This is a genomic window from Nitrosomonas sp. Is35 (assembly GCF_033063295.1).
Taxonomy (GTDB): domain Bacteria; phylum Pseudomonadota; class Gammaproteobacteria; order Burkholderiales; family Nitrosomonadaceae; genus Nitrosomonas.
Genome location: NZ_JAWJZH010000001.1, coordinates 969787 through 991616, shown reverse-complemented (window position 1 = coordinate 991616; position 21830 = coordinate 969787). Strand labels below are relative to the sequence as shown.

The 21830-nt window shown below is 50.3% G+C and carries 15 protein-coding genes and 2 tRNA genes; 8 read left to right on the top strand and 9 right to left on the bottom strand.

What is annotated here, in order from left to right:
- Positions 1-77: 77 nt before the first annotated feature.
- Positions 78-1088, bottom strand: coding sequence for a ribonuclease T2 family protein (locus R2083_RS04440; RefSeq protein WP_317537664.1), 1011 nt, complete (start codon positions 1086-1088; stop codon positions 78-80).
- 309 nt (positions 1089-1397) lie between these two features.
- Here R2083_RS04440 and R2083_RS04435 point away from each other — a divergent pair, with 309 nt between their 5' ends.
- Positions 1398-3794 (top strand): Lon protease family protein, encoded by a 2397-nt coding sequence (locus tag R2083_RS04435; protein WP_317537663.1) that lies wholly within the window; start codon positions 1398-1400, stop codon positions 3792-3794.
- Here R2083_RS04435 and R2083_RS04430 read toward each other — a convergent pair.
- From R2083_RS04430 to R2083_RS04405, 6 genes are all read right to left on the bottom strand, one after another.
- Positions 3791-6709: an EAL domain-containing protein gene (locus R2083_RS04430; RefSeq protein ID WP_317537662.1), complete on the bottom strand. Its 2919-nt coding sequence runs from the start codon at positions 6707-6709 to the stop codon at positions 3791-3793. The two genes, R2083_RS04435 and R2083_RS04430, sit on opposite strands and share 4 nt — an antisense overlap.
- A gap of 12 nt (positions 6710-6721) precedes the next feature.
- Positions 6722-8155 (bottom strand): hypothetical protein, encoded by a 1434-nt coding sequence (locus R2083_RS04425; protein WP_317537661.1) that lies wholly within the window; start codon positions 8153-8155, stop codon positions 6722-6724.
- Positions 8124-8507, bottom strand: coding sequence for a substrate-binding domain-containing protein (locus R2083_RS04420; protein ID WP_317537660.1), 384 nt, complete (start codon positions 8505-8507; stop codon positions 8124-8126). Before R2083_RS04420 ends, R2083_RS04425 begins: the two co-directional genes overlap by 32 nt.
- A 132-nt stretch (positions 8508-8639) precedes the next feature.
- Positions 8640-9410, bottom strand: a complete 771-nt coding sequence (locus R2083_RS04415; protein ID WP_317537659.1) for a PEP-CTERM/exosortase system-associated acyltransferase — start codon at positions 9408-9410, stop codon at positions 8640-8642.
- Between the two features lie 335 nt (positions 9411-9745).
- Positions 9746-10981 (bottom strand): pyridoxal-dependent decarboxylase, exosortase A system-associated, encoded by a 1236-nt coding sequence (locus tag R2083_RS04410; protein WP_317537658.1) that lies wholly within the window; start codon positions 10979-10981, stop codon positions 9746-9748.
- Entirely contained in the window at positions 10978-12564 is a 1587-nt protein-coding gene (locus tag R2083_RS04405; protein WP_317537657.1) for an acyl-CoA ligase (AMP-forming), exosortase A system-associated, read from the bottom strand. The genes R2083_RS04410 and R2083_RS04405 overlap by 4 nt, the downstream gene beginning before the upstream one ends.
- Before the next feature lie 162 nt (positions 12565-12726).
- Here R2083_RS04405 and gltX point away from each other — a divergent pair, with 162 nt between their 5' ends.
- The 4 genes from gltX (at position 12727) to R2083_RS04385 (ending at position 15018) form a co-directional block, all read left to right on the top strand.
- Positions 12727-14118 carry a glutamate--tRNA ligase gene (gltX, locus tag R2083_RS04400; RefSeq protein WP_317538970.1) on the top strand — a complete coding sequence of 464 codons (1392 nt, stop codon included), beginning with the start codon at positions 12727-12729 and terminating at the stop codon, positions 14116-14118.
- A gap of 53 nt (positions 14119-14171) precedes the next feature.
- Positions 14172-14247: transfer RNA gene (locus R2083_RS04395), tRNA-Ala, on the top strand.
- A gap of 44 nt (positions 14248-14291) precedes the next feature.
- Positions 14292-14367: transfer RNA gene (locus R2083_RS04390), tRNA-Glu, on the top strand.
- 309 nt (positions 14368-14676) lie between these two features.
- Positions 14677-15018: a hypothetical protein gene (locus R2083_RS04385; protein ID WP_317537656.1), complete on the top strand. Its 342-nt coding sequence runs from the start codon at positions 14677-14679 to the stop codon at positions 15016-15018.
- A 29-nt stretch (positions 15019-15047) separates the two neighbouring features.
- Here the strand turns inward: R2083_RS04385 and R2083_RS04380 are convergent, their stop codons facing one another.
- Complete coding sequence (locus tag R2083_RS04380; RefSeq protein WP_317537655.1) at positions 15048-17831, bottom strand: DEAD/DEAH box helicase family protein; 2784 nt, start codon at positions 17829-17831, stop codon at positions 15048-15050.
- On the bottom strand, positions 17803-19791 hold the full coding sequence (locus R2083_RS04375; protein WP_317537654.1) for a site-specific DNA-methyltransferase: 1989 nt from the start codon (positions 19789-19791) through the stop codon (positions 17803-17805). The genes R2083_RS04380 and R2083_RS04375 overlap by 29 nt, the downstream gene beginning before the upstream one ends.
- A 132-nt stretch (positions 19792-19923) precedes the next feature.
- Between R2083_RS04375 and R2083_RS04370 the strand changes: the two genes are divergently transcribed.
- From R2083_RS04370 to R2083_RS04360, 3 genes are all read left to right on the top strand, one after another.
- Positions 19924-20217 (top strand): hypothetical protein, encoded by a 294-nt coding sequence (locus R2083_RS04370; protein ID WP_317537653.1) that lies wholly within the window; start codon positions 19924-19926, stop codon positions 20215-20217.
- Positions 20218-20705: 488 nt separating this feature from the next.
- Entirely contained in the window at positions 20706-21098 is a 393-nt protein-coding gene (locus R2083_RS04365; protein WP_317537652.1) for an exosortase system-associated protein, TIGR04073 family, read from the top strand.
- Positions 21099-21134: 36 nt separating this feature from the next.
- On the top strand, positions 21135-21827 hold the full coding sequence (locus tag R2083_RS04360; protein ID WP_317537651.1) for an OmpA family protein: 693 nt from the start codon (positions 21135-21137) through the stop codon (positions 21825-21827).
- Positions 21828-21830 lie beyond the last annotated feature (3 nt).

The following is a 21830-nucleotide window of genomic DNA, read 5'->3' as shown; positions in this document are numbered from 1 at the left end:
CAGTTTGCGGATTACGTTCCCGGCAACCACTTTCGGGAACGTAATCAACCGGTTCAAAAATTTCTCAAATGCGTTAATTACTGCCCGATCGCATCAACCAGGAAAGTATCGCCGCAATTGGATTTACCTTGCAGCGGCGCATTCTCCAGCAGTTTCTCCAGATCGGCGCCCGGCTTCAGGTCAGCCGACAAATTCAGCTGCACTTCGACCAGCATGCCTTGATTACAGGTCAGCTTAATACGATCTTTAACCGCGGGGCCAAGCACCGCAACCACACGGCCGAGAAAATCTTCCGTGCGAACCTGCTGACCGATCCGGCGATTCATGAAGTAAGCCGCCCCGGCATCGTTGAACTGACGCGTCAAATCGGCCGCCAGATCAAAATAACCTCCCATCGACCAGCTCGCCTGGCAAGTGCCATGCTTGAACCATTCATGCCGTTCAAGACAGGAACCTGATGTCACACTGGGCATCACTTCGGCTAATGACGCGGTGGAATCGGCATCCAGTTGAACTGGTGGATAATCGCAGAAATTGCTTTTCTGCCCTTTGACATCGCCGCAAAAACCGTACTGTATGCCGCAGCTTTTTTTGTTCGGCCATAAGCCGTGCAATGCAAAATGCCGGGCTTGATACACCTTGGGATCGGTAATCTTACATTCCGCTTTGTCCGGTTTGGTTTCACAGAAAGCGGGCTGCCACGACAGCGCCAGCACATAACTATCCGCCTGACCGGCTGTGTTGCAGCTACCGCCGGAATTTCCACCATCCCCCGTTCCGCCGCCGGTAATCTGAGCTTGACCGCATTCGGCGCTTACCCAGCGTTCTTTGGGGTCTGCATTGGGCAGAACCACCCGGTACCAGCTGGGCTGGCCGGGTTTAATCACTTCGATAATGTCGTACTGGCTGCCTGCAAGAATCTGCTTATTATCCGGATTGGTCGCTTTATTTTTTGATACATACGCCGGACAGGCCTGCTGCGCGGTAAAAACACCGGATACTTTATCCGCCCATACGGGGTGAGCATGACCGATGGCCAGCGCAATTAGAAAAACTTGAAATACCATACTTTTTCTTAGCGTTATCATTCTTTCTCTCCTCTCTTTGCAAGCAAAAAATTAAACAACAGGAATAGTACTGGCTCAGTATTCAACATGGCTCCGGGATAACCGGCTGAAGTTTGCCCGCTCTCCGGCTCAATTCCAGCGTCCGCACCGTGCACGCAAGACAATGACAAATTGGATATCTCATGAAAAAGTGAATAATTAACGATCCGTATTGGCGAAACGCTTTCATCCATTACAATACGGTTGTCGTATGGAAGATCCGGTTGCTACTTTACTCATAAAAGCGTCAACCAGGCAACCCATTATCCGCTAACCTACTGAAGAAAAATAATGACCGCTAATATTCCTCTGCAACCGCAACGGCTACGTCATGCCTGCGACCCCGGTCAATTCACGTTTCAGACCACGGCGGACTTACCGGACTTAACGGAGATCATCGGCCAAGCACGCGCCATGGATGCGGTGCGTTTCGGTTCGAACATTCGCCGGGAAGGTTACAATCTTTTTGTCCTGGGCTCACCCGGGATGGGCCGGCACACCCTAGTGCAGCAGTTTCTCGACAGCAAAGCCAGCAAGGAAGCGGAACCGCCGGATTGGTGCTATCTCAATAACTTTACCCAGCCGCACAAACCGAAAGCGCTCAAATTGCCATCCGGCAAAGGGGAAGCATTGCGTGCGCATATGGCACGGCTGGTGGATTATTTGCGCAGCGCCATTCCCGTGCAGTTTGAAAGCGAGGAATACCGGAGCAGGATCAGTGCAATACAGCAAGAATACAATGAACGGCAGGAACGCGATATCGCGGAATTAGAAGCGGAAGCCGAAAAAAAAGAGATTATCCTGCTGCGTACGCCGGAAGGGTTTGCGCTGGCACCGAGCCGCAATCGCGAAGCCATTCCACCGGATGAATACGATAAGCTGCCTCAGGAAAGAAAAGATCAGATCGAGACCGATGTTGCGGAATTGCAAGCCCATCTGGAAAAAATTCTGGCTCGCTTGCCGCAACGCCGCCGCGAGCGCAGTGAGCGTATCAAGCAGTTGAATCACGATATTATGCTATCCAGCATTGCGCATATGCTCAACGAGTTGCGCGAAATCTATGCCGGTTTACCCGATGTGCTGGATTTCTTCGATGCCGTACAGCAAGACATGGTGCTGCATGTCGATGATTTCCGCAAACCGGATGAATCCGTCAACATTTCCGGCATGACCGTCGTCACTCATCAAACATTCAACAATTATCAGGTGAATGTGCTGAGCTCGAATCATCAGAAACCGGGAGCGCCCATCGTCTATGAAGATAATCCGACCTACAGCAACCTGGTAGGACGGGTGGAACATATTGCCCAGTTTGGCGCGCTGGTCACTCATTTCACTTTGATCAAACCCGGCGCGTTGCATCAGGCCAACGGCGGCTACTTGCTGCTGGATATCCGTAAAGTGCTGATGCAGCCGTTTGCCTGGGAAGGTCTGAAACGCGCACTGCAAGCCCGCACGATTGATATCGAATCACTGGGGCAGATTTACAGCCTGGTCAGCACCGTATCACTCGAACCGGAGCCGGTTCCGCTGGATGTCAAAGTGATCTTATTCGGCGACCGGTTATTTTATTACCTGTTGCAACAATACGATCCGGAGTTCAGCGAGTTATTCAAAGTCGCCGCGGATTTCGAAGAGACCATCGGACGGACCGCCGAGAGTCACTTCCTGTACGCGCAATTGATCGGCACTGTAGCGCACAAGGAAGGATTGCTGCCTTACGACCGCTTCGCAGTTGCCCGCGTGATCGAATACAGCGCGCGCCAAGCGGGTGATGCGGAGAAACTGTCCATGCACATGCGCAGCATCGCGGATTTACTACGCGAATCCGATTACTGGGCGCGCGCAGCCAATCATGACACCGTGCTGGCCAGTGATGTGCAGCAGGCAATCGACGCGCAGATCCGCCGTCAGGATCGCATCAGAGACCGGCTATACGAGGCGATTCAGCGCGACATCCTGATGATCGGCACGCAAGGTGCGGTAACCGGGCAAGTCAACGGTCTTGCGGTTATCGAACTCGGCGGCTTCGCCTTTGCGCAACCCACCCGGATTACCGCCACCAGCCGCTTGGGCAAAGGGGATTTGATCAATATTGAGCGCGAGGTCAAGCTCTCCGGGGCCACTCACTCCAAAGGCGTGTTCATTCTTTCTTCTTTTCTGGCCGCGCGTTACGCCAAGAATCAACCGTTGGCGCTATCCGCCAGCCTGGCGTTTGAGCAGTCGTACGGCATGATCGATGGCGATAGCGCATCGCTGGCGGAATTATGCGCATTGCTTTCCAATCTGGCGGATGTGCCGATCAACCAATCGCTGGCCGTGACCGGCTCGATCAATCAATTGGGTCAAGTTCAAGCTATTGGCGCAGTGAACGAAAAAATCGAAGGTTTCTTTGACATCTGCAACGCACGCGGATTGACCGGCACGCAAGGCGTATTGATTCCCGCAGCCAATGTCCAGCATCTGATGCTGCACCAGAATGTCGTCGATGCCGCAGCGGCAGGGCAATTTCACGTGTATGCGGTGGAAAATATCGATCAAGCCATTACGCTGCTGACCGGTTTACCGGCGGGAGAAGCGGATACCCATGGCGGATATCCCGAAGGAAGTATTAATTACCGGGTAGCGGCACGATTAACGGAGCTCAACAGCATCAGCCAGTCGTATCAAGGAAACAAACCGCACTAAAACGAGTCACTTTCATGATCGGTAAAGAATTCCGTGGCTGGCGCCGGTTTTCCTATGTAGTATCCTTGCGCGTAATCAATATCCATTTTTTCGATGAGCGACAGTATCTCGGCGCTTTCGACAAATTCCGCCGTGATTTTCTTACCGAAACCGCGAGCCACACTGCACAGCGCATTAACCAGGATCAAATCGTCGCTGCTTTCGGATAAATTGCGGATAAACGAGCCGTCAATCTTGACAACATCGACCGGCAATTCGCGCAAATAGTAAAACGAAGAAAAACCAACCCCGAAATCATCCAACACAAAACCGCAGCCCAGTTCCTTGATTTCTATCATCAACCCGCGCGCGCCGGGTAAGTCTTCCAGCGCAGCCGTCTCGGTGATTTCAAACATGACACAAGCCGGATCCATGTCCTGCGAAGTCAATTCTTCTTTGAGGATCGGTAATAATTCCGGGTCATTGAAGGCGTGCGCGGACAGGTTGATTGAGAAGCTCACCTTGAATCCGGCTTGGTAAATTTTGGCCACCTGTGCGATGGCTTTGCGCAGCACCATATGATCGATGGCGTGAATCAATCCGGTATGTTCCGCCGCCGGAATAAATTCGCCGGGTGACAGCACCGAACCGTCTTTATCCTGCATCCGCAGCAACACTTCATAGTGCGAGATCTCTTTGGTTTTCACCTGCATGATCGGCTGCAAATACAGCATGAAATTGTCATGCAAATGCGAATACTCGATTTTCTCTTTCCAGTACACCAAGGTATGAATGCGTTCACGGCTGCGATCCTTATCGGAAAACAGATACCAGGCATTCCGCCCCATCGCCTTGGCCTGATACATCGCCAAATCAGCGGCAGCCAGCAAGTCATGAATATTGGCGCCATGTTCCGGAAACAGCGCAATGCCGATACTGGCTGAAATCTTGTGTGTGCGGTTGTTGATGGTCAATTGCGCATGGCCCAGTTGATCCAGAACCTTTTTAGCTACTTCGATCGCACCGTTGGCATTGATTTCCGGCAGAATAATCGCAAATTCATCACCGCCTAAGCGGCCGGTGATATCGTCCGCGCGGATGGTCTGAGCCAGCATGCTGGCCACCATTTTCAGTAGCGTATCACCCGCCTGATGACCGCTGGTATCGTTGATATATTTGAAACGATCCAGATCGAAAAACAACAATGCGCCGGGGTGGCGGTAACGCTCCGCCCGGCTCAATACTTGTTCCAATTCTTCGCTGAAACGCCGCCGATTGAACAAATTGGTTAATGGATCGTGATCCGCCAGCCAGGCTAAGTGCCCTTCAACCCGTTTATACTCGGTGACATCCAGCCCGACCGACAAAATAGACGGGTCATTCTCGGATTGCCGGCCGAGATGCGAATGCAACCAAGCCACATGCCGTGTCGTTCCATCCTTACAATGGGTTATCGCCTCGTGCCGCAACTGCATTCTTTTTCCGCTGTGAATTTCTTTAAAGCGCGTCAGCAAATCTTGCGACTCATACTCCGGAATCAGAATGTTCAGGAAAGATTTACCCTGCAATTCACTTTCGGTATAACGCATCAGCATTTCGCCATACGCATTGAGCGACATAACCAGGCCTTCGGCATTCTGTGTCAGCACGATAGCCTGGGCCGTATCCAGCAGGTTCTCGACAAAATCCCTTTCTCTGCCGAGCTCATTTTTCTGCTCAATGAGCATTCTTGTCCGCGTGGATACTTCCTGCTCCAGTTTTTCCAGTTGCAATGACAAGGAAACAGCCGCTTCCGAAAGTGTGTCGACCTCATCCCTAAAACGCTGCGCCCGGTCCGTCGAGGCCACCGATAAGCGGAATCTCTCAAACTGTCCGTTAGCCAGAAGCGGCAGGACAAACACGACATCTTTCAGCTTCGCCAGCAACCGGGTAAAAATCAGAAACAGCAATATTTCCGCGCAAATGAGCCCCAGTAAACCGATCAGCGCAATCTTCCAGATCGAATCATGAATATTCTTCACCGCAGCGGTCACATCGGTCATTACGATCAGATGCGCTTTATCGGGTTCGTACGAATCAAGCGGAAATAATTTTATTTGCAAATACTGATCGTTCCAGCGGATCTGAGCGCCGTTCTGTAATACCGGCATCTCCGGGTATATCCGGGCGATCTTTTTCAGCACTTCAAGATTTTTTTCTTTGTCGGTCAGCGCCGAGATATGAATATTCCAACGCAAAAAATCGAAATCATTCTGCAACAGGCTATTCTGTTCCTTGATCAGCAAACCGATATCGGCACCGGCTATCCGTTTGAACGCCAGAAATACATCCGCCAGCGATATTCCCATCACCACGACACCCACTTTCTTACCTTCCACCAGCAACGGCGCAACAATGTACTGTATGCAGCTTTCCCGGCACAGTAGCGGATTGATGGGTCTTTCCGATTGATTAACATGACTGACCCAGGTCGACAATAGGATATTGCCATCCATATGGGTATCCAGGCTATCCCAGCTGGCGTTCAATTGATTCTGCGGATTATAAAAGTGAACGAATTCAACGCCATTATGGAATTGCAACAGTGCCCAATGCAGATCAAAAACTTTACTGATGCTTTCACCATCGTTGGTCAGCAAAGCTTTTTTCATCCCGTCCAGAAACGGAATCATTTCAGCCAGTTGATATAAATTCTGCGAAGTGTTCTTGATTAAACTATTGACTTCCCTGGAATAGCGATGGTATTCGACTTCCCGTTGGTTGTCGAAATTGGCCATTAAGCCCAGATAGCTGACGAAACAAAATAGCATCACCACCGCCAGCAGAATCATGCTGCTGCTCAGCGAGATTTTCCATCTCAGACTGCGGAACCGGCGCCCCTTGGGGTTTGAAACAATAGGCGCTTTTTCCACTTTAATCCCGGAACTATTTTCCATCAGAATTTCTGCTTAGAAACGATAAGAAGCCTGAATCGCGAAAAGATCCCAATACTGATGTGTATCAATGGGCCGACCCGTTCTTAGATCGATTGGATTATCCAATCCGGATAACCAGCCTGTTCCATTGACATGATGATATTCGGCACGCAGCATGAATGCCGGTGTGACATTCCAACGTATACCCACGGCAATATCCTTGGCAAAACGACTATGTCCCAAACCGCTTCGTCCAGCGGAATTTTGTGCAACCCAGTCGCTTCCATCTCGATCTGATCGATCAATAAAGAGAGCATCATACCGCAAAAAACCTTCCCAATTCGGAGTAAAGCGATATTCACCTTGAAAGTAATAGCTCTCGCCAACGAAATGCTGACCATCTAACCTTGTACTTTTAAAATTTCTATCATAGCTAAAAGGCCGTATGGCATATTCCGAAGTCAGCGTCCAACGTTCCGAGTTATATTGGGCAGAAAAAATTACCGGTGTAAATTCTAAGGCGCCGGGGCCCAATTCTAACGGGGAGCTCAATTTTTTTGGATCATACGATGTATTCAACCATATTCCGCTGATACCCAAACGAAGGCGTTTGTCATTGGTTTCAAATATTCCGCGGCCAATATAGGAAATTTCGCGATTCAATTCCCCCGGCCGTACCAATCCCAATAATGAGCTCTCAGTATCCCTGTTATTCACGACTGGCAGTGTCACGCCAAACTGGGTAGACAACGTACCCCAATCGGATACTGCGGTATCGCCATAGAGTTGCACGGAATCACTGGAAAGCCCCAAATTACGGGTGCGGTCAAAATAAATCGATTGCGGCAGCATAATACTGGGACGCGTAAACGCCACATCCCGGGTTTCATTATAGAACCCGAAAGGATTCTTCAACCGGCCCACGCGGATACCGAATTGGTTTACTTCTTGGGAATACAAGCGGTAATCGAAGATGGCATAATCAAGGCGCGGCATACCCGAGTTTCCTTCACCTGCACGGCGCGACAACACTTGCGCCGAGAGTTGCAACCTCGGCAATGGCCGCAAGGAAGCGTTGAGCCCGGCTTCGGTCAAACCAAAACTGCCGCCTTTATCACTATTGCCAAAAACATCATTATCCGAAGTTGATATGTAAGCCTGACTGACAAAACCGTGAATCTGCAAATCGCCGGGGCGCTCGGTTGAATGCCACCATTTGAGCACAGTGCTGACCACACCGGGTTTTTCTTTGCTATTGCCCGCTTCTGTCGCTTCGGCGGGTAAATCTTTCGCTTGCACCCATTTGACCGGCGCTTGAGCGGGTTCAGGCTGTTTTTGTGATTGATCAAGCTGTTGCGCCTGAGTGGAAACAGCGCCAATCATCCATAGCACGGCAATACCCTTGCCCAGCCACCGGACGGAGCTGATGAAATAGCTACTTAATCTCGAGCACGTTAACATTTTCATTAATATTGGCTCTCCATAAATAACCTATTGCGCCAGGTGTGGTGGCAATCCTGGTAAGCATTTCTTCACTTGAGTTGACTTTAATCGGCGCTTGGCCTGTGCCCGAGAATACTAATCGATCCCAGGTGGATCTTAATTGATAAGGAAATACGTTTAACTTCTCCTTGGAAACGATTTGATGCAATTGATCTTCATCGGATAGCACAAAAACCCTGATCTTGGTTCCGTCAGACCAGGTTTTCAAACGCATACTGAAAATTGAGCGTAACGAATTGACCGAGAGGGTTTTCTCGGTCACGCCCGGATTGGTGACAATTTCATAATGATCATTTGCTCTTACTTCCGCTGCCACAATCCAAAGGCATACAGTTAGAGCAAAACACAAGCAAGCTCTAGTTTTTAACAAACAGTGCCTGGAGAATTGGGCCTGTAAAGAGAAATGAAATAAATTCAAGAAACAGATTCCTGATTCAGGGTTATTCCATTAGTTAATATGAATGGGATTATAGGTACCGCAGTCGGTTACGACTTCCCAGGCATCGCGATGCTCTTGGTACATTTTATTGAGCGCGTCTTCCACTTTCACGTAATAGGGACGGCGCATGCCATGATAGTCTACCGGTGGTCCGATCGGATTAAAATTCAAGCCGTAAAAACCCATCAGCTTATTCAGCGCAGGATCGGCAACCGATAGCCAGTGCTTGATATTGTATTTGACGGACATGCGTAAAACGCCCGCCATCAACACCAGTCCAATGCTGAGCGCGGAACGGCGATCGGTGGAACGGCGATCCTGCGTATTTCTTTTATCGCTGTCAGTCTCGGTGGTTTCCTTGCGGCGCTCTTCCCTGCGCCGTTCGTCTTTACGCCGGTCAAACCGGCTGATCACCAGAAAACGGGAAATCTCAGCCGTCTGCTGGCGCGGTAATGCTTTGATATCGCACAGCGCTGGATCTGTCTGACTATACAATTCAACCGGCAATAGCTTTTCAGGCCGCGCTGAATCCGGCAGAATTAACCGCACAGTGCCGATAAATTCTCCCGATGGGCGATAGCGCAAAAGCACATGGCAGGAATGGCTGTCGTAGCTGTCTTTTTCCTTTTCATCCGGACAAAGCGCAGGGTCGAATCCGGGTAAACGCTGTTCCACGCATAGCACCTGATAGCGGATTCTATAAACATGTTCAAGCAGCTCGGCTGTATCAGCCACTACAATTTCAAAGAACTTCTGAAAATTTTGATACAAATCATTCATAGAATCACCCAATTTAATAAGCAGCTCGTTACATTCATTTTTAGCACTCCTCCGGATATTCGTTGATATCAAGAGAAAGTGTCAAAATAGTAAACTGTGCTGGCGCTACATCATCATTGAAAAAGCGCAGAATCTACGGTGCATTTCTTATTTTTAGCCGCACGAAACAAAGCTTTTCTTTCAATAAGTAATATAAATTAACTACAGCGGTCATTTAAGTATATTTAAAGCGAATATTCAACTGATCTTTAGCAATTAATGGCGGAATTACAACAAAGATAACTACTTGTGCACAATAAACAACAATTGCGCGCAGGATGATGAAATTTAATCGATTAAACCAGCACTTCGATGGGTGCGGGATGGCCTAAGAATGCAGCCGGACTGGCGGTTAAACCGTAGGCGCCCGACTGCAATACCACAACAAAGTCGCCTGCGGATGCTTTGGCCATCGGCAACTGATCGGCCAGTATATCCAACGGTGTGCACAATGGTCCCGTGACGGATACCACTTCCCTTTCCGCGCCACGGACTTTATTGCCGATGATGACTGGATAGTTCTTGCGGATGACCTGGCCGAAATTGCCGGAAGCGGCCAGATGATGATGCAGTCCGCCATCGGTGATGAGAAAAACCTGCCCGCGCGAGATTTTGCGTTCCAGAACGCGGCACACATAAATCCCCGCTTCCGCCACGATATACCGGCCTAATTCGATTGCAACTCTGGCGCCGGGCAACTGCCGCTGCACTTCCGGCATCAGACGCTGCAAATTTCCCCCCACAGCGGCAAGATTCAGCGCCCGTTCGCCGGGAAAATACGGCACCCCCAAACCGCCGCCGATATTCAGCAAGCGCGGCGGCGATGGCGCATATTCAGACAGCCGGATACCCAGCTGCAAGGATTTTGCATGCGTTTCCTGCAGCGCGGTTGCATTGAGATTTTGTGAACCGCTAAAAATGTGAAAACCGGTAAAATCCAATCCCAGCGCAGCCAGTCGTTTCAATACATCCGGCACACATTCGGCATCGATACCGAATGGCTGCGGCCCGCCGCCCATTTTCATGCCGGAAGATTTAAGTGCAAAATCCGGATTCACCCGGATGGCCACCTTGGGCGTAATCCCTAAACTGGCTCCCAGTTGCGCGACCGATTCCATCTCCCGCGCCGATTCGAGATTCAGCATAACGCCCGCCGCAATCGCACTGCGCAGTTCATGCTCTTTTTTACCCGGCCCGGCAAAACTGATTTGACCTGGCGGCAGAACCGTATCCAGCGCCACGCGCATCTCACCCGCCGAAGCGACATCCATACCGTCGATCAAACCGGCCACATGCTGCACCAGCGCCGGCATCGGATTGGCTTTCATGGCATAGTGCAGCAAAACTCCGTCCGGCAAATGCCGCCGCAATACTGCAATCCGTTCGCTGATTTTCTGCCGGTCATAGGCATAAAACGGCGTCGTGCCGACGCGTTGCGCCAAGCGCGTCAACGCCATGCCGCCCACTTGCAGACAATCGTCCTGCACGGCGAACTGCACCAGCGGCGCATGCTCCGGCGGTAAATTGCTCATTGCGCGGTTTCCTTAAATAAATGCTGCAATTCCTGAGAAAGCAATTTGCGGTCTATTTTACCGTTCGGGTTGCGCGGCAGATTACCCTCACGCAGTTCAATGTGACTGGGCAGCATATACGCAGGCAAGCGCTGTTTGCATAGACGCAGCAAAAGACCGGCATCCGGCTGCATGCCGCTTCGGGCCGTCACGATCACCGCAATCGCTTGCCCCAGCGCGGGATGCGGCACACCGATCGCAACCGCTTCTGCAACACCTTCCGACGCATAAACCACTTCTTCCACTTCGGTAGGGCTGACCCGGTAACCGGAGGTTTTGATCATTTCGTCGCGGCGTTCAATGAAATACAGGAACCCCTCTTCGTCCACGCGCACCGTATCGCCGGACCAGGCAGCGATCTCCGCGAGCGGCAACCCGGCCTGGCGCGTTTTCAGCGGTTTGAAACACAACGCGGTTCTTTCCGCATCGTTCCAATAGCCCATCGCCACCAAAGCACCGCGATGCACCAATTCGCCCGGCTCACCCGGCGCGCACGGCGAACCATCGTCGCGCAGAACCAACACTTCCGCATTCGGTACCGCCTTGCCGATCGAATCCGGGCGACGGTCAATTTCTTCCGGCGCCAGGTACGTCGAGCGGAACGCTTCGGTAAAACCATACATCAGGAAAATTTCCGTTGCCGGTAATACGCTGCGCAATTTGTTCAGCGTCGCACGCGGCATGGCGCCGCCCGAATTGGTGATATAGCGCAGCGACGGCGCTTTTCCCCAGTCCAATTGCGCCAGCTGAATCCACAGCGGCGGCACAGCCGCAAGACCGGTGATTCGCTCCTCGTTGACGATGCGGATAATGTCGTGCGGCAGCAGATAATTCATCAGCACATTCGCCGCTCCCGCATAGAAAGCCGACGTCAATTGATTCAATCCATAATCGAAGCTCAGCGGCAGCACGGTCAGAATCCGGTCATCCGGACGGTTTTGCAAATACTGCGCGACACTTTCCGCACCGGCCAGCAAATTACGATGCGACAACACTACACCCTTAGGTTTACCGGTGCTGCCCGAGGTATAGATAATCGCCGCCATATCGCTATCGATCACACCTAATGCGGAATGTTTTTTTTGCACTGCAGAAACAGCTTGCCAACCGAAGACTGTGAGTCCGGCGACAACTGGAAAATCATCTTTGGCATCCACGACAATCACCGTATGCAAGTCGTGACACAGCGGCAGAACCGTTTGCAGCAATTTTAACCGCTCCACTGAGGTCACCAATATCCTGACATTGCAATCGATCAGGATGTACGCCACCTGTTCCGGCTTCAATACCGGATTTACCGGAACCATCACACCGCCCGCCGCCGTTGCGGCAAAGAGCGCAATTACGGTCTCGAAACGTTTCTCGAGATAAACCGCCACACGCTCGCCGCGGCTCAAACCGGATGCGCGCAAGCCATTCGCCGTTGCCGCGACTGCCCCCGCCAGCATGGCATAGCGCATACGCTGATTGTCATAAGACAACGCTTCGGCGTCCGGTGTCCGTCCGGCAGCGGCAAAAATCAGATCATGGATCAAGTCAGTCATTGAGCAAACGCGCTTGTCTGCGCCACAAGAAAAGCATCTGAATTAGAAAGTGCGCTCATTATAATCGGCTTTGGCTTTCATACGGCTATCAACATACCCGGCGGAATCGCGTAAACTATCCGCTTTCCAATATTCGGCGTAATAGTTGACACAACAATCATGATGGTACGCACACGATTTGCTCCCAGCCCAACCGGCTATCTCCACATCGGCGGCGCACGCACTGCGCTGTTTTCCTGGGCTTATGCCCGCAAGCACGGCGGAAAATTTATTCTGCGCATTGAAGACACCGATCTGGAACGTTCAACGCAACAATCGATTCAGGCAATTCTGGACGGCATGGCGTGGCTGGGATTGGATTACGACGAAGGGCCGTTTTATCAGATGCAGCGCTTAGCGCGTTATCATGAGATTGCCGAGCAATTATTGCAGAATAATCAAGCGTATTACTGCTACGCCACCAAGGAAGAACTGGAGCAAATGCGTGAACAGCAATTGGCGGCGGGCTTGAAGCCCCGCTACGACGGGCGCTGGCGCGATAGCAAGCAAACCCCGCCAGCCGGTGTAAAACCGGTGCTGCGGTTCAAAAACCCGCTGGACGGTTTCGTGACGTTCAACGATCAGATCAAGGGAAAAATCACCGTCGCCAACAACGAACTCGACGATCTGGTGCTGCTGCGCGGCGATGGCGTGCCAACGTATAATTTCAGCGTCGTCATTGACGATCTGGACATGAATATCACCCATGTCATCCGTGGCGACGACCACGTCAATAACACGCCGCGCCAGATCAATATTCTTAAGGCGCTGGGCGCCACATTACCGGAATACGCGCATGTGCCGATGATTTTGGGCGCCAACGGCGAGCGCTTGTCGAAACGGCATGGCGCGGTCTCGGTCATGCAATATCACGAGGATGGATATCTGCCGGAAGCGCTGTTGAATTACCTGGCAAGACTCGGATGGTCGCACGGCGACGAGGAGATTTTCAGCCGCGACCAATTGGTGGAATGGTTCGATTTATCCGCGATCAGCCGCTCCCCGGCCAAATTCAATCCGGAAAAACTGCATTGGATCAATCAGCAATATCTCAAAACAACGGATAACACCCGTCTGGCCGAACTGACGGCACCTTTTCTGGCAAAAGACAATTGTCTGACGAATGGCGGCCCCGATCTGGCACAGGTTGTCGATTTGCTCAAGGAACGAGTGAATACCATCGAAGAATTGGCAGATGCCGCAGTGTACTTTTACCGTCCGCTGGAGCCGGATGAAGAGTTGAAAGCGCAGCATTTTACTGCGGAAACAAAACCGATCATGACTGGCTTGTTGGAAAGATTCCGCCACATCGAATGGACACGCGAAATCATCCATCAGGAAATAAAAGCCGCCGCCAAGGAGCACGATGTCAAACTGCCGAAAATCGCCATGCCGTTACGAGTCATGGTCACCGGCGAAGTCCACACTCCGTCGATCGATGCGGTACTGGCATTACTCGGACGCGAGGAGACACTGGCGCGCATGAACAGTCATCTCAGCAGTTTTCCCGGTTGATCTTTTCTTTACAATAAATCATCGCATCAGTATAATCCCCCTTCCTTTGATCAGGGGGTATAGCTCAGCTGGGAGAGCGCTTGCATGGCATGCAAGAGGTCAGCGGTTCGATCCCGCTTATCTCCACCAAGTTTTTCTTGGATTAAGCGGTGCTATAAACGACACATCACTTTGTCCCCATCGTCTAGAGGCCTAGGACATCGCCCTTTCACGGCGGTAACACGAGTTCGAATCTCGTTGGGGACGCCAAATAAAACAAAGACTTGAATGAATTCAAGTCTTTTTTATTTTCTCGGTGCATAATCTGTGCGTAATGCTGCTGAATTAAGATCGGCACCCCCAATCCTCATGCGGACTGCCATGAAGATTCAATTCTTTCCAATAAAACCACCATTTCAGCTTGAGTTGATCCATCAAACAATAAAGTAGCTGTTATGGATCAGTTCCGAAAGTGAGTTATTCCACGCAAGAAAATAAAATCCACCATTCGCCACGTAGACCAACGCATCCTGCTATCGCCGGGAATCACCGACGAATTGTGTCACTGGCGTGAAATGTTTGGCGGAAAAGGCTTTGTGTTTCGCTCTCCGCAAGGCGGCAAAGACATCAGGCGCGAACCATCGAAAAAGTATACAGAGTCACCTTGGGGTTGAATGGCAAGCACAGCCCGCACGGCTAGTGCAGTTCATTTTCTACTTGGCGTGCGATAACAGCTTTGCGCACAACGCGGTGGAGCTTGCCCTGGATCATGTTCACGACAACGAAGTCGCTCGCGCATACGACCGAGGAGAGCGGTTTGAAGAATTTGGCAAATTATTCAATTGGTGGGGAGAACAACTTTCTGCTGCTCAGCACGGAGCGACAATTATTCCGCTAGAAAACAAAGTAACTCGATGTTGAGCGCACTGCAAACAAGCCACATACGCCCTTCAACTCAACAACTCTGTTAGCGAACTGACTACCTTAAACTGCACTTCCTCGAAATTCTTGAAGTGTCGCTTGCCGCATTCGATGCGTAGCTCTTCAATCGGTCGCAGCAGATCAATCTGCACATGGTCACCGCTACCTGTCTTTTTCGTCTCAGCTACAAAATATAGCATCTTATCGTTGCGATAAGCCAGTGCCCAATCCGGGTTATACGATCCCACAGGCGTTTCGATCTTGAACCAGCGCGGCAATTTAATGTAGAAAAGCACGTCATCATTGTCCTCACATGCCTGAACAAAGTTGCGTTCCGGGCTAGAGTTAGAATCAATGACAATATGCGAGAACAGGGTTTTTTCTTGCTTTTCTACCGCTACCACGTTGGATGCAAACACATCCATTAGATCATCGCCCTCAAAACGGCGCATTTCGTAGGCTAGACCATTGACCTTGAAATATTCGACACCATTCACCAGCACCTCACGCTTCACGGAATTCACCACTTCCGCCACATGATCAATGAATGCCTGAGGATTTTTGACGGCATCCGCAAGCCGTCCGGAATCAAGCAGAATACGCGCCACGGTGGACTTTGCCAGTCCTGTCTTTGTCTGCACTTGCCCAACAAAATCCGGCATCACATATTTTTCTTCCATTGACTGAGTGCGAAAGCCAGTCTGTTTTCCATTTACCCCAGCAGCGCTGATAATAATATCAGCACGCGTCAATGCAACTTTCGGGCGCTCAATAGTTGGCATCTTTTCTTTAATTCGCTTCGCTGCCTTGGTAATCAAGTCACCTGTATCGTAATTTACGCGATAGCGCGTTCTCGCTCGAATTTTGTCCCATAGCGTCAAAAATTCGTTGTCTGTATCGTAGCCCTTCTTGAGCCGCACCGTAATTTTATCACGCTCGTTTTTAACCATCTCGCGCTTGAACTTCACCCCTGCTTCGACCATCTCGGTTTGCAACTGGTTGGCAAAATCCTCATAGCTCTCGTTTGCAATCACTGTCAGACGGTTAATCGTCCGATCAAATACCCGTTCGCCGTCTTTATTCACGCACAAACGAAGCCCCCGCCCAATTTCCTGCCGTTTTTTAATGTCCGATTTGCTTTCTGCCAGCGTGCATATCTGAAACACATTAGGGTTATCCCATCCTTCGCGTAATGCGGAATGGCTAAAAATGAAGGCCAACGGCTCAGCAATATCCAACAGCCGTTCCTTGTCGCGCATAATTAACTCGAATGTACTGGCTTCGGCATCCGCGTTGGTCTTGCCAGTCAACGTCTCAAAAGGCGAAACCGCCCGTTTGTCCTGAGAAAAATAACCATTATGAACTTTCGTCCCTTCATGCATCCGTAGCCCGGCAAAGTCAGGCTTTGCTCGATACTGTTCGTAAATTTCTTCAAACCAATCGGCAAATTTACCCTTGCTGACAGTACCATCCTCGTTATAGACACGGTAATTCGCCACACGGTCAATAAAAAATACGGATAGCACCTTAATGCCCAATGGATGCAATTTCAGCGCCTTTTCAAAGTGTCGGCGTATCGTAGCCTCAACCTGCAAACGCAAAATCGTGTCAGTCAACGCCCCATGTGGACTTCCTGCGCGAACTCTCACATCGTTGGCAAAAGTTATAAAACCTTCCCCCGCGTCAATTTCGTTGACGATAAAACTTTCGCGGTAAATCTCGCGCTGATTTGATAACTTATAAAGATCGTCGCCATTCTTCACAGTAATGCTTTTTTTTGCGGGGCCTTGCGTTTGGTTCACCCAAATCGACAGCTTGGCTGACACACTACGAGCCCCTGTTTTGAAACCCTCAACCTCAACGAAAGCCTGATTCGCATCTTTCAACTCAATCACCGAATCAACCCCTATCTGTTTCACGAGCCCTTTCTCGTAAGCACGTACCGGGTCGAGCGAATAGATCAGGTTATAGGTATTGCGGTGGGTGGCCGAGTAGCGCAAGGTACACATAGGGGCAAGGCGCGCGATAGCCTGTTTGCGGTTATCCGTCTCCAGATTCTGCGGCTCATCAAGGATCACAATAGGATGCGCCGCGCGGATGAACTCAATCGGCGCAATCCCAGTCTCCCGCACCTGATTGATGACGTTACCCTTGTTCTTCTTTTTGGCCGCGCTGTCCGCTTCGGTCGAGTCTTTGGCAAAAGCATCAATGTTAATCACCAGAATCTGGATTGCGTTCGACAGAGCAAAATTGCGTAGTTGATTTACCTTGGTCGAGTCGTAAACTGTAAACTCAACGCGCTCATAATTATAGTGCGTCTGAAAATGCTCCTTGGTAATCTGCAAGCTCTTGAGCACGCCCTCGCGAATAGCAATCGACGGCACCACAATCACAAACTTCTTGAAGCCATAGGTTTTGGAAAGCTCGTACACCGTGCGCAGATAGACGTAAGTCTTGCCGGTGCCGGTCTCCATCTCCACGGTGAAGTTTGGAAATGCACCAACATCTATGTCATCTTCCAGCTTCATCATTTCCAACGCAGCCGAGAGCTCTATTCCGTGAACCTCCTGCACCGCATTCAAATTGGCAAGCCATTGCTCGTCGGTAATTACGCGCTGGTTTGCCACGCCGGTTTCCGTGAGTTTCAGGCTGGAAAGTTCATCATTCCAACCGACCGAAATTTGCGAAGCATCGGGTTGCCCTTCAAATAAAGCAACTACCGCATGGATGGCCTCAAGCTGAAAATCCTGGTTTGCGTCGAATTGCAGTTTCATTTGCGCGGCATCACAGGCAGGTGAACTTGATTCCAGCATCGCGGCACTGCAAATCGAGGTTAGACTTGAGCGGGTCTAAATCAAGGAACACGCCATCAATGACAATAATCTCGCGCGGCTTTATCTCCATCATCGGCTGAATCATCGCTTCGGTGAAAGTATCTAGAATGAACAGCATTTTGCGTTGATCGATGGCGAATACCTTGCCGCCAGCCACATCCAGCGTTTCAACTGGCGTGGTCAGCTCTTGGCCGAATTTCAATAACAGTTCGTAAAGTATGTGCTCCACTGCTGCGCCATCTTTCTCGGACTTGGCAAACATCTGCATCTGCTCGGCCAGTTGCTCGGGTGAGTCGATGTTATCACCGCGCCATTGCTTGAAGTTGGAGGGTGCGAGCAGAAAGGATTTAAAACCAAGGTTGGCTGTTGCGGGCGTTGCGAGATCGACAGCATCTTCAGCACGTCCGATGCTTCGCTTGATTCGTTCCCTACAAACCTCAGCGAGACTGTAGAAACCTGCTTTCCCTGCGTCACTCTCTGACTCAATCAATTCCGGTAACTGGACACAAACAAAGCGACGAGCAGTTCGTTCGGTCTGATTGATGTCCAAGACCGCCTGTCCCATAGTTCCCGTCCCCGCAAAGAAATCCATGATCAGATCATCTCCCCGAGTCGCCATTTGAACGATCCGCCGCATTAGAAATGGCGACTTCGGGTAATCAAAGAATCCCTCCTCGAACAACTCTTTGAACTCGCGCTTTCCAACGTCAGTGGAAATTTCGCCGCCAATCCAGAACGACTTAGACTTCGATGTGCGCTCAAAGAGTTCGTCATCGTCATCATCTTCTTCATCGACCTCTGTTTCTGTGGCATTCGGTTCGAGGTACACACGATAGTCAACGTCCCATCGACCTTTAGAATCTGAATACCTTGCCTCAAGGATCGCAAGGTTCTTTGAAACCGAGTCTTTCCCCCAGCGCCAGCGGCCTTCACTGCCATCGCCCCTCTTCGGCAGAATTGCCACATCGTTTTCAGACTGTTTGGTCAAGGAAAGCTTCTTCGTGCTTTCGTTGTAGAAAATTGGAAAGAACATCTTGGGCCTGTCCTTACGCTGATCCTGGGAGCCACGTTTACGAAGGTCACGGAGCGCATACTTCTTTCCGCGTGAATCTATATACTTGAAATTTTTCAGTTGATCCTCGGTCAATGGCAGACCGTGCGACTCGAACTCGTTGCGCGAAAAGACAAGTAGATATTCGTGGCAAGTCGCAACATTCTTCTTGTCATTACGGCCTTTCAGATTATTGATGACCACGAGCTGAGCAACGAAGTTTTCCTCGCCGAAGATCTCGTTCATGAGCAGCCGTAGGTTATGCACCTCGTTGTCGTCACACGACACGAAAATCACCCCATCCTCGCGCAACAGATTCCGTGCGATGTACAGGCGCGGCAGCATCATCGACAACCAGTTGCTGTGGTAGCGACCGCTCTCCTTGCTGTTCTTGCGAAAGAAGCCTTCGCGCATCAGTGTGCCGTCATCGGCCAGATCGTTAATGCGGCGCAGATAGTCTTCCTTGCTTTCCTGAAAACGGTCTGGGTAGATGAAACTGTCTGAGCCGGTGTTATACGGTGGGTCGATATAGATCAACTTGACCTTGCCAAAGTAGGATTTCTGCAACACCTTGAGCACTTCCAGATTTTCTCCCTCGATAAAGACGTGCTGCGCTTCATCGAAGTTGACCGACAATTCACGTTGCGGGCGCAGTGTAGCGGTAGAGGGGGTTTGCAGTACCTTGTAGGCATTGCTTTTGCCAGCCCAAGCAAGCGCATAGCGTTCGCCCCCTTCGATGATAGCTTCAGCGCCCAACGCTCGCTTGAGCGCAGCAACATCAAGCTGCCCCTCAGAAAACGCTTCGGGAATCAATGCAACCAATTGCTGGCGGCGGTCGGCGGCTGGGTCAAGTGAATTGGCGATGCTGCTATTGTTCTGGTCGGTCACGTTGCGCCCTAAATTTATCGGTAATGAATGCCAACATCTTCATCAATAGTTTGGATTCTGGCTGACTTTTGGATGCTATTCCATAAGTAATCCACAAGCGGCAATTATGCTGTAATGTCCGGCATAATTCTAATGCTTGATTTTACCTTACCCGAAGAGCGAAAACATGGCCGCCACTACTCTACCAAAGATTTCTTCCGGCAAATGCCCAATGCTTTACTCACCCGATACTTTCATGAACAAAATCTGTTCAAGGATTTGGATTTCACCGCCATGAAGGAAGGCAATCCGGCAGCTTTGCTTAAGGCATGGCTGCTGTTACCGGACAATCAATGTAATGCAATGGATACCGTGTTTCATGAAATTTTTGTGATGAGTTGTGAAAAGGGTTCTACGGCAATCATTGATGAATCCGGATTCCATTAAATGACTATCCAGGCATATTTCCGGAATAAACTTTTCTTAGGGAAGTGCTGATCAATGAGCGGCTTTAAGATTTCCCTGTAATTCTGCCAGTTTTTTGAACAAAAATTCCCGGCAATTCATTTTTTAACAGCATTTTGCCACCCAATCGCCCCTGTTTCTGCTTCATCGTCCGCCACAGGGGGTATAGCGGACGGACTTTCCCTCTGAAGTCGTCATCAGCCCGCGGTACTCAGAATCACGCGCCTTCTCCTGATTTTTGCGCTGATTTTCAATCATCTCTGCATTTTTATAAGCAAATCGCTTAGATAGAAATAAGCAAAAGCTTATTTATTTATCCAACCAGCGGCCTTATGATGAAAAAAATCTGGGGCCGCAAGAAAATTCCCAGATAAATCAGTCATCAAAGTAAAGATCGATGTGGGGTCTGCACTTTTGGGTATCTGTGTAGGGTCTCGCGTAGTTTCAATTCTAAAAATAAGGAGCTACTCATGAGCAAAAATAAAATTCTGGCTGCCTGCATGCTAACCTGTGCGCTGATGATGACATCGACAGTCAAAGCAGAAAGCTATTTCATCGACAAATTCAGCCAAGGTATTGCAAACATTGCCTTCGGCTTTATCGAAATTCCCAAAAATGTCATCAATATCACCAGCGATCAAAATATTTTTCTAGGTCTGACATGGGGTGTTATCCGCGGCATTGTGCATGGCGTGAGCCGGACGCTGGTGGGTGGCGTGGAAGTCATCACTTCACCGGTTCCATCCAGTGAATTTGCCTCACCGGCTTATGTTTGGAATCGTTTCAGTGAAGACAGCCGTTATTTTGGTTTGCATTATCCCGGCTACTGGACCAGTTACGGCCCATTGGATAATGGCGAATAAGCCTGCTGCGCCCCATTCGATCATAAGGATATCATCATGAAAAAATTTCATTACTTACCGCCCGCAATTTTGATACTGTTCCTGACCGCCTGTGCCACGCCAAAAACCGATACGGAAGATTTGAAGGCCGAGATCAAAGCCGCCAGAACCGGTCACTACGGGCAAGCCATGTGGCATCAAGAGCAATCAGAAGAAGATCTGGAAACCGCCAATGAGATTCTGGGTCATCTTGAAAAAAATCACTATTGGAATATCAACGAGAAGCAAAAGGCATTGGATGCCGCCAAATCAGCTGCACGCCATCGTTTGGAAGCGGAGAAGGAAATGTGTCTGTGGCTGACGGAAGTACATGGCCATAACCATCATAAAAAAGAATCGATTCACGATACCGTGGCTTACTTCAAAACAGGCAGCGCCGTGCCCTTTAAAACCAAAGACGAAACCATCGGCAAAGTGGGCAACTGGCTGGAAGCTCATCCCGATGCAACCGCAACCGTCACGGCATCAACCGATACTGTCGGCAAACCGGCCTACAATCAGGATTTATCGGAAAGAAGAGCCCAGGCGGTGATACAACGATTGGTAGCAAGCGGTGCACGGCCCAGCCAATTAATTGCCAAAGCAATTGGTGAAGTTCCCGGCGCCGACAACACACCCGATCAGGAAAGCCGCGTGGCGATTGTGATCACATCGCACCCCGTTTACATGGATTGTCCCAGCGTAAAATAACGT